The organism is Paenibacillus sp. 203 (assembly GCF_037027525.1).
In the GTDB taxonomy this organism is placed as follows: Bacteria; Bacillota; Bacilli; order Paenibacillales; family Paenibacillaceae; genus Paenibacillus; species Paenibacillus polymyxa_B.
In genome coordinates this window covers 1-7,964 of record NZ_JAXCHD010000030.1, presented here as the reverse complement: position 1 = coordinate 7,964, position 7,964 = coordinate 1, and the positions used below count along the sequence as shown (strand labels likewise).

General features: G+C 47.4%; 4 protein-coding genes, 21 tRNA genes and 3 rRNA genes. 25 read left to right on the top strand and 3 right to left on the bottom strand.

The window, feature by feature from the left end; all coding sequences use genetic code 11:
• The 23 genes from WA407_RS26150 to WA407_RS26040 all read left to right on the top strand — a co-directional run.
• Positions 1-1,522, top strand: a 23S ribosomal RNA gene (locus WA407_RS26150); the annotation flags it as partial.
• Positions 1,523-1,599: 77 nt separating this feature from the next.
• Positions 1,600-1,716 (top strand): 5S ribosomal RNA (rrf, locus tag WA407_RS26145).
• Between the two features lie 36 nt (positions 1,717-1,752).
• A tRNA-Ile gene (locus WA407_RS26140) sits at positions 1,753-1,829 on the top strand.
• A 22-nt stretch (positions 1,830-1,851) separates the two neighbouring features.
• Positions 1,852-1,927 (top strand) — tRNA-Ala (locus WA407_RS26135).
• A gap of 4 nt (positions 1,928-1,931) precedes the next feature.
• Positions 1,932-2,007: transfer RNA gene (locus WA407_RS26130), tRNA-Asn, on the top strand.
• A 34-nt stretch (positions 2,008-2,041) separates the two neighbouring features.
• Positions 2,042-2,115 (top strand) — tRNA-Met (locus WA407_RS26125).
• 3 nt (positions 2,116-2,118) lie between these two features.
• Positions 2,119-2,210, top strand: a tRNA-Ser gene (locus WA407_RS26120).
• A 32-nt stretch (positions 2,211-2,242) separates the two neighbouring features.
• Positions 2,243-2,314: transfer RNA gene (locus tag WA407_RS26115), tRNA-Glu, on the top strand.
• Between the two features lie 6 nt (positions 2,315-2,320).
• Positions 2,321-2,396: transfer RNA gene (locus WA407_RS26110), tRNA-Val, on the top strand.
• A 30-nt stretch (positions 2,397-2,426) separates the two neighbouring features.
• A tRNA-Met gene (locus WA407_RS26105) sits at positions 2,427-2,500 on the top strand.
• A 25-nt stretch (positions 2,501-2,525) separates the two neighbouring features.
• Positions 2,526-2,602 (top strand) — tRNA-Asp (locus WA407_RS26100).
• Between the two features lie 66 nt (positions 2,603-2,668).
• A tRNA-Phe gene (locus WA407_RS26095) sits at positions 2,669-2,741 on the top strand.
• Between the two features lie 26 nt (positions 2,742-2,767).
• A tRNA-Thr gene (locus tag WA407_RS26090) sits at positions 2,768-2,843 on the top strand.
• Positions 2,844-2,847: 4 nt separating this feature from the next.
• A tRNA-Tyr gene (locus WA407_RS26085) sits at positions 2,848-2,933 on the top strand.
• Positions 2,934-2,952: 19 nt separating this feature from the next.
• A tRNA-His gene (locus WA407_RS26080) sits at positions 2,953-3,025 on the top strand.
• 17 nt (positions 3,026-3,042) lie between these two features.
• Positions 3,043-3,117, top strand: a tRNA-Gln gene (locus WA407_RS26075).
• Between the two features lie 4 nt (positions 3,118-3,121).
• Positions 3,122-3,197: transfer RNA gene (locus WA407_RS26070), tRNA-Lys, on the top strand.
• 14 nt (positions 3,198-3,211) lie between these two features.
• A tRNA-Leu gene (locus tag WA407_RS26065) sits at positions 3,212-3,299 on the top strand.
• A gap of 6 nt (positions 3,300-3,305) precedes the next feature.
• A tRNA-Gly gene (locus WA407_RS26060) sits at positions 3,306-3,380 on the top strand.
• Between the two features lie 10 nt (positions 3,381-3,390).
• Positions 3,391-3,462: transfer RNA gene (locus WA407_RS26055), tRNA-Cys, on the top strand.
• Positions 3,463-3,488: 26 nt separating this feature from the next.
• Positions 3,489-3,565, top strand: a tRNA-Arg gene (locus tag WA407_RS26050).
• Positions 3,566-3,590: 25 nt separating this feature from the next.
• Positions 3,591-3,664 (top strand) — tRNA-Pro (locus WA407_RS26045).
• A 9-nt stretch (positions 3,665-3,673) separates the two neighbouring features.
• A tRNA-Gly gene (locus WA407_RS26040) sits at positions 3,674-3,744 on the top strand.
• A gap of 203 nt (positions 3,745-3,947) precedes the next feature.
• Here the strand turns inward: WA407_RS26040 and WA407_RS26035 are convergent.
• The 3 genes from WA407_RS26035 to WA407_RS26025 form a co-directional block, all read right to left on the bottom strand.
• Positions 3,948-5,051, bottom strand: coding sequence for a PAS domain-containing sensor histidine kinase (locus WA407_RS26035; protein WP_254330917.1), 1,104 nt, complete (start codon positions 5,049-5,051; stop codon positions 3,948-3,950).
• Positions 5,044-5,697 (bottom strand): response regulator, encoded by a 654-nt coding sequence (locus tag WA407_RS26030; RefSeq protein ID WP_016818376.1) that lies wholly within the window; start codon positions 5,695-5,697, stop codon positions 5,044-5,046. The genes WA407_RS26035 and WA407_RS26030 overlap by 8 nt, the downstream gene beginning before the upstream one ends.
• A gap of 143 nt (positions 5,698-5,840) precedes the next feature.
• Entirely contained in the window at positions 5,841-6,290 is a 450-nt protein-coding gene (locus WA407_RS26025; RefSeq protein ID WP_254330916.1) for a GAF domain-containing protein, read from the bottom strand.
• Positions 6,291-6,588: 298 nt separating this feature from the next.
• Here WA407_RS26025 and WA407_RS26020 point away from each other — a divergent pair, with 298 nt between their 5' ends.
• The gene (locus WA407_RS26020) at positions 6,589-7,329 is read left to right on the top strand and encodes a Crp/Fnr family transcriptional regulator (RefSeq protein ID WP_061832126.1); all 741 of its coding nucleotides are present in this window, start codon (positions 6,589-6,591) and stop codon (positions 7,327-7,329) included.
• A 571-nt stretch (positions 7,330-7,900) separates the two neighbouring features.
• Positions 7,901-7,964, top strand: a 16S ribosomal RNA gene (locus WA407_RS26015); the annotation flags it as partial.

The window sequence follows — 7,964 nt, the reverse complement described above, 5'->3', positions numbered from 1 at the left end:
GCCGATAGGCGTAGTCGAAGGACAACAGGTCGAAATTCCTGTACCACCGTAATCCGTTATGAGCGATGGGGTGACGCAGTAGGGTAGTGACGCGGACTGATGGATGTCCGTCTAAGCAGTGAGGCTGGTGTGTAGGCAAATCCGCACATCGTAAGGCTGGGCTGTGATGGGGAGCGAAAATTATAGTAGCGAAGGTCATGATCTCAGACTGCCAAGAAAAGCCTCTAGCCAGGAGAAGGTGCCCGTACCGCAAACCGACACAGGTAGGCGAGAAGAGAATTCTAAGGCGCGCGGAAGAACTCTCGTTAAGGAACTCGGCAAAATGACCCCGTAACTTCGGGAGAAGGGGTGCCTCGGTAGGGTGAATAGCCCGAGGGGGCCGCAGTGAAAAGGCCCAAGCGACTGTTTAGCAAAAACACAGGTCTGTGCGAAGCCGCAAGGCGAAGTATACGGGCTGACGCCTGCCCGGTGCTGGAAGGTTAAGGGGAGTGGTAAGCCTTCGGGCGAAGCTATGAACCGAAGCCCCAGTAAACGGCGGCCGTAACTATAACGGTCCTAAGGTAGCGAAATTCCTTGTCAGGTAAATTCTGACCCGCACGAATGGCGTAACGACTTGGGCGCTGTCTCAACGAGAGATCCGGTGAAATTTTAATACCTGTGAAGATGCAGGTTACCCGCGACAAGACGGAAAGACCCCATGGAGCTTTACTGCAGCTTGATATTGAATTTGGGTACGATCTGTACAGGATAGGTGGGAGCCGTAGAATCTTGAGCGCCAGCTTGAGAGGAGGCATCCTTGGGATACCACCCTGATCGTATCTAGGTTCTAACTTGGTACCGTGACCCGGTGCGAGGACAGTGTCAGGTGGGCAGTTTGACTGGGGCGGTCGCCTCCTAAAGAGTAACGGAGGCGCCCCAAGGTTCCCTCAGAATGGTTGGAAATCATTCGAAGAGTGCAAAGGCAGAAGGGAGCTTGACTGCGAGACCTACAAGTCGAGCAGGGACGAAAGTCGGGCTTAGTGATCCGGTGGTACCGCATGGAAGGGCCATCGCTCAACGGATAAAAGCTACCCTGGGGATAACAGGCTTATCTCCCCCAAGAGTCCACATCGACGGGGAGGTTTGGCACCTCGATGTCGGCTCATCGCATCCTGGGGCTGAAGTAGGTCCCAAGGGTTGGGCTGTTCGCCCATTAAAGCGGTACGCGAGCTGGGTTCAGAACGTCGTGAGACAGTTCGGTCCCTATCTGTCGTGGGCGTAGGAAATTTGAGAGGAGCTGTCCTTAGTACGAGAGGACCGGGATGGACGTACCGCTGGTGTACCAGTTGTTCCGCCAGGAGCACCGCTGGGTAGCTATGTACGGAAGGGATAAGCGCTGAAAGCATCTAAGCGTGAAGCCCCCCTCAAGATGAGATTTCCCAGTATGTAAGACCCCTTGAAGACGACGAGGTAGATAGGTTGGGGGTGGAAGTGCAGTAATGCATGGAGCTGACCAATACTAATCGGTCGAGGGCTTATCCTAAAATAAAACGCAAATAAGTTTCGGATCCAGTTTTCAGGGTGTAACCTTGAATGTAGAATTTGCACAGCAAATTCATGTTTGGTGGCGATAGCGGAGGGGTTCCACACGTACCCATCCCGAACACGACCGTTAAGCCCTCCAGCGCCGATGGTACTTGGACCGCAGGGTCCTGGGAGAGTAGGACGTCGCCAAGCGATATCCTTCAAAGGATAATGAAGTTTTGCATGTTAGGGCCTTTAGCTCAGCTGGTTAGAGCGCACCCCTGATAAGGGTGAGGTCGGTGGTTCGAGTCCACTAAGGCCCACCACTTCCAGAATAACAAAAAGATTGGGGCCATAGCTCAGCTGGGAGAGCGCCTGCCTTGCACGCAGGAGGTCAGCGGTTCGATCCCGCTTGGCTCCACCAATATTCCCTGATAGCTCAGTTGGTAGAGCACTCGACTGTTAATCGAGTTGTCACAGGTTCGAGTCCTGTTCGGGGAGCCATGTTTTGAATATTTCTGAATTTTATATATAAGGTGGCGGCGTAGCTCAGCTGGCTAGAGCGTACGGTTCATACCCGTGAGGTCGGGGGTTCGATCCCCTCTGCCGCTACTCGGAGAGATACCCAAGTGGCTATAAGGGGACCCTCTGCTAAGGGGTTAGACTGCGAAAGTGGTGCGAGGGTTCGAATCCCTCTCTCTCCGCCATAAATTTATTGAAACCAGAACTTATTTTGCAAGGCCCGTTGGTCAAGGGGTTAAGACACCTCCCTTTCACGGAGGTAACAGGGGTTCGAATCCCCTACGGGTCATAATATGGAGGCTTAGCTCAGCTGGGAGAGCATCTGCCTTACAAGCAGAGGGTCGGGGGTTCGATCCCCTCAGCCTCCACCATAAGAAAATTTGAGAAATGCCTTTTAATGTCGCGGGGTGGAGCAGTTCGGTAGCTCGTCGGGCTCATAACCCGAAGGTCGTAGGTTCAAATCCTACCCCCGCAATTAATTTCCTGTTGGAAATGCCTCTGGAACTGTGGTGTAGAGGCCTAACATGCCTGCCTGTCACGCAGGAGATCGCGGGTTCGAATCCCGTCAGTTCCGCCATTTTAACTTCATATATAATTGGCATATAAAGTGCGGATTATATGATGTAGTAATAAAACAAAATATGGCTCGGTAGCTCAGTCGGTAGAGCAGAGGACTGAAAATCCTCGTGTCGGCGGTTCGATTCCGTCCCGAGCCACCTTTCAAGTGGGAAATGAGTAATGTGCCGGTGTAGCTCAACTGGTAGAGCAACTGACTTGTAATCAGTAGGTTGGGGGTTCAAGTCCTCTCGCCGGCACCATTCTGGAGGATTAGCGAAGTGGCCAAACGCATCAGACTGTAAATCTGCTCCCTTACGGGTTCGGTGGTTCGAATCCATCATCCTCCACCAGTCTTTTCATAATCATATGGCGGTCGTGGCGAAGTGGTTAACGCACCGGACTGTGACTCCGGCATTCGTGGGTTCAAGCCCCATCGGCCGCCCTTTATTCTTAATCTATTGGGGATTAGCCAAGCGGTAAGGCAACGGACTTTGACTCCGTCATGCATAGGTTCAAATCCTATATCCCCAGCCATTAAGAGCCATTAGCTCAGTTGGTAGAGCACCTGACTTTTAATCAGGGTGTCGAAGGTTCGAGTCCTTCATGGCTCACCATTTATAATTATTTTGCGGTCGTGGCGGAATTGGCAGACGCGCACGGTTCAGGTCCGTGTGGGCTAACCCCCCGTGGAGGTTCGAGTCCTCTCGACCGCACCATATTTTGCGGACGTGGCTCAGCGGTAGAGCATCGCCTTGCCAAGGCGAGGGTCGCGGGTTCGATTCCCGTCGTCCGCTCCATTATCCATACGGCGCCATAGCCAAGTGGTAAGGCAAAGCTCTGCAAAAGCTTCATTCCCCAGTTCAAATCTGGGTGGCGCCTTGACTACTCATTATGGAATTTAATATGCGCCCTTAGCTCAGCTGGATAGAGCGTTTGACTACGAATCAAAAGGCCGGGAGTTCGAATCTCTCAGGGCGCGCCATTTCTTAAAAAAAAATGTATAATGTCGGGATGTAGCTCAGCTTGGTAGAGCACCTGGTTTGGGACCAGGGGGTCGCATGTTCAAATCGTGTCATCCCGATACTGATTTGCGGGTGTAGTTCAATGGTAGAACTCCAGCCTTCCAAGCTGGTAGCGTGGGTTCGATTCCCATCACCCGCTTTTTGCTATAGCGGATTCTTGTTGCCTCAGTGGTGACACCTTATAAATAAAGAGAGCCTGTCTGGGGACAGAGCTCTCTCTTTTTTTTGTATTTATCCTCATGTAATCCACAATGTGTTGATTATCCATAATCTTCGGTATCGGTGTATATCGTTCTGATCATACAACAGGCATACACCGATAACCGATTTAGTGGACAGTTTTTACACGGGAATGGTCAGCTGGATGGAGGTTCCCTTGTCTGGAGCAGAGGTTATGCTCATAAATCCCCCTACCCCTCTAGCTCGTTCTTCCATACTGAACAATCCAACTCCCTCTCCTTGGGACTTTCCAGAGAATCCAATGCCCTCATCCCGAATGGTCACTTGTATCATTTCATTTTGATCCTCAACGTCGACATATGCCTCTGCTACATCTGCGTATTTGGCTACATTCGTTAATGCCTCCTGTACAATCCGATAAATTGCAATTTCCTTGCGAATATCAACCCGTTTACGTAGATTGCATTGAAAATGCACCTCAATCCCGTAATGAGAACAGAAGTTTTCAATATAGGTTCTTATGGCTGGGACGACACCCAGATCATCCAGAACTGAGGGACGAAGTTCCCACGCTAGACCACGAACATCTTTGATGATGTCGGTCACCTGCGAACGAAGATTCTCCAGAGTAGGACTAGGTTGTTCGGCAAGTTGGCTATCCAATTGGATGATAAGTGAAAACAAGCTTTGTCCTATCCCATCATGCAGCTCTCTTGAAAAGCGTTTACGTTCTTCTTCCTGTATTTGCATGACTTGCGTCATCATAGACTGGAGTTCTGCTTCTACTTTCTTCAGTTTAGTGACCTCATTGCGGATCGCTAAGTACTGATAGGGTTTACCTTCCTCATCCATAAACGGAACGATCGTAGTATTCACCCAATAGTAGCTGTTATCTTTAGCACGATTACGTATTTCTCCTTGCCATACCTTACCTGAACGGATCGTAGTCCACAGGTTTTTCATGAAGGCAGAGGTATGATAGCCTGAATTAATAAGACGATGATCCTGACCGATCAGCTCTTCACGACTGTATTGCGAAATCTCACAGAACTTGTCGTTTACGTACTGAATAATACCTCGATGATCGGTCAAAGCAACGATGGAAGACGTATCTAAAGCAAATTTCAGATTGGATAATTGGTGGAGTGAGTTACGCAGCGCATGAAGAAAAGGGGATTCTGGTATATAAATTTCCAGATCATTCAGCAGTTTATCGGTTGATTCACCAAAGGCATGCTGCAGTAAAGGGTTAGAAGGTTCATTCATAATGGAGCAGCCCCTTTTTTAGTGCGAATTTGACTAGCTCAGGTCGTGTTTTCAAGTTAAGCTTCTCCATAAGATTGCTTTTATGGGACTCTACGGTTTTGACACTAATCACCAGGTGCTCGGCAATTTCCTTGTTGGCATATCCTTTGGCTACCCAGGATAGAATCTCTTTTTCCCGCTCAGACAAAGATTCATAGGGTCCAGCTATGCCTTCCTGTTTGATTTTGTCCAGATATTCACTCATCAGTCGTTTGGTTGCATTCGGGTACAAATAGGCACTACCTTCGGCCACAGACTGGATGGCAGCGAGTAACTCCTCGTGAGGTGCGCTTTTTAAAATATATCCGGATGCTCCAGCTTGAATGGCTCGGAACAGATATTCTTCATCGTCATGCATCGTTAAAATAAGGACTTCTGTATCGGGCAACTGTTTTTTTAATTCAGTAGTTGCCGTGAGACCATCTTTGCCAGGTGGCATGCTAAAATCCATGAGTACGACATTAGGTTGTAGCTCTACTGCTTTGCGGATCGCCTCATCCCCGTCTGCTGCATCTCCTACGACCTTAATACCATTTTTGCCGTCCAATAGGGCCATAAGGCCAGAACGTACGACAACATGATCATCCACTACTAGTATACGAATCAATTTGTCATCCCCTCGAACGGTAAAAAAACCGTGCGTTTTGTCATAATCATAGCAAATTTTAGGGATTTCAATCAACAAAGATAGTTAGGGACAGCCCTATCAAGTATTTTATGAGTTTTATTATCTACAGAAACATTGTTGATCTATGGAGTGAGAGGGTAAGCACATAGTTGGCTAAGGCGTTGAGCGACTTGAGTGGCCTCGGCCACATCAGACTCTGTGAACGTCCTCACATCACGATTACCAAGAAGCAGCACACCGTTAGGCAGATCCCCTGTGCTGGAAAAGGGAATAGCAACAGCAGAGTGAAGCTGCTCGGCCAGCATTAGTGCACACTCCTGACGCAGACGTATACTACCTGATAGTAAAGCACTTACAGTCACGATACGTCCCAAGCGAACAGCCATCCCGGCAATACCATGGCCAATCTTAAAAGAAATAAGGCGATAGCGATTGCTTCGGTTGCCGGAGGCGTAATACCAATGCAGCTTACCACCCGACTTGGACATAAATGCAAGGGCAGTGAGATCACTATAAATAGTATCTCTTAACTGGTTCAGTTCTTTTCGCATTTCATCCGTTATTTGTAGCATAGAAGACACATCCTTTTTCATAACCCACTATATCTCTAATTCATTGTAGTTCCGACAGTTACAAAAGTAGATCAGGGAACCCCCTGATCTATAGGCGCAGGAAACACTGAGTTTTCATGAGGTCGGGTAAGGAGTAAGGAAAAGGTCGATAAATGGGGCGTTAGCTTACCTCGGAAGTGATATTTATCACAGTAAATCAGGGAGTAGGAAGGTATAAAATCAGGTGTTCTCCCGATAACAACCCAGGCATTAAAACATTATGATATAGATATCAGGTAAACACGAGGAGGACGCTAACATGCAAGCCACTTGTATGGAACGGTTTGGGGACGAAGCGGAACGCACGGGAATTCAGATTTATTTGACAGAAGAACATTTTGTTCTGCTAAAAGATATTATGTCCTGGAAGAAGGTAAAGGCAGGCGTTATGCTTTTCCGAGAAGGCGATGATGCAGAGCAGCTTTATTATATACATTCAGGTCATGTTAAACTTCGTAAATCGACAGAAGATGGTAAAGAACTGATTCTGACCATTCAGCATCAAGGCGACTTAATAGGGGAATTTAGCGGGATAGATGGAGAAGAGTATAGTTGCACTGCGGAAACAGCCGATGTGTGTGAGTTAGGCGTCGTGCTTGTTAAGGATTTGGAGTCGCTCTTGTCCAAAAATGGGGAAATGGCACTTCAGTTCATCCAGTGGATGGCGATGAAGCAACGCATTATGCAATCGCGTTTTCGGGACTTACTGTTGTATGGTAAAACTGGAGCGTTAGCATCTACATTGATCCGTGCTAGCAATACATGTGGCGTGGCTGTGAAGGATGGCATTTTACTAAATATGAAGCTAAGTCACTCCGAATTAGGTGAGATGATTGGAGCGACGCGAGAGAGTGTGAACCGGATGCTGAGCGCGCTGAAAGAGCAGGGAACCCTAGATACAAGGGATGGAAAGATTGTCATTCACGATCTTAAGGTATTACGTGGCATGTGCTGCTGTCCTTCGTACGGCCAATGTGCCCATGAAATTTGTCGCCTCTAATATATGAATACCATTAGGCGGGGTCCAAGAGACTTCGCCTTGCTGCATGTTTTCTAACAATCTAGTACATGGGGTAACGAACAATATAGATTAGAAAAAAACTAATCAACGTCGTATAGCGGCTAATTACCAATAAAATGTATTTATATTAAATGGAACTGAACACATGACATTTTATGAACTAGCTGTTTTGAAGTAACAGTGGAGCTAATAATGGTTGACTAAAAGGTGGAAGGGATCAAGGTTAAAAAGGGATTATTTACAAGTTGCTTTCTATTGCTGAAAATGATATATTATTTGAGCTGACAACAAAACAGCAGTTTCAAAAGCGAAAAGCTTGGGTGAAATGATCTTCAAAAAAAGAAAAAAATAATCCTTGCATTTTTGAAACGAACATGCTATGCTATTATAGCTGCTGAAAAACGCGGCGAAAGAGAAATGTTTGATCTTTGAAAACTGAACAACGAGTGAGTAAAACGATTTTGTTCGCAAAATCAAACAAGAGATATTTTATCTCGTCAGTTTCAAAATGAGCTTATCGCTCTTTCTATAAACCAACTTCGGTTGGTCTTTAATGGAGAGTTTGATCCTGGCTCAGGACGAACGCTGGCGGCGTGCCTAATACATGCAAGTCG

Bases quoted from the DNA above. Each gene is read 5' to 3' on its own strand.
- WA407_RS26025 (WP_254330916.1), bottom strand. From the start codon at position 6,290: ATGCTACAAATAACGGATGAAATGCGAAAAGAACTGAACCAGTTAAGA.
- WA407_RS26035 (WP_254330917.1), bottom strand. From the start codon at position 5,051: ATGAATGAACCTTCTAACCCTTTACTGCAGCATGCCTTTGGTGAATCA.
- WA407_RS26020 (WP_061832126.1), top strand. From the start codon at position 6,589: ATGCAAGCCACTTGTATGGAACGGTTTGGGGACGAAGCGGAACGCACG.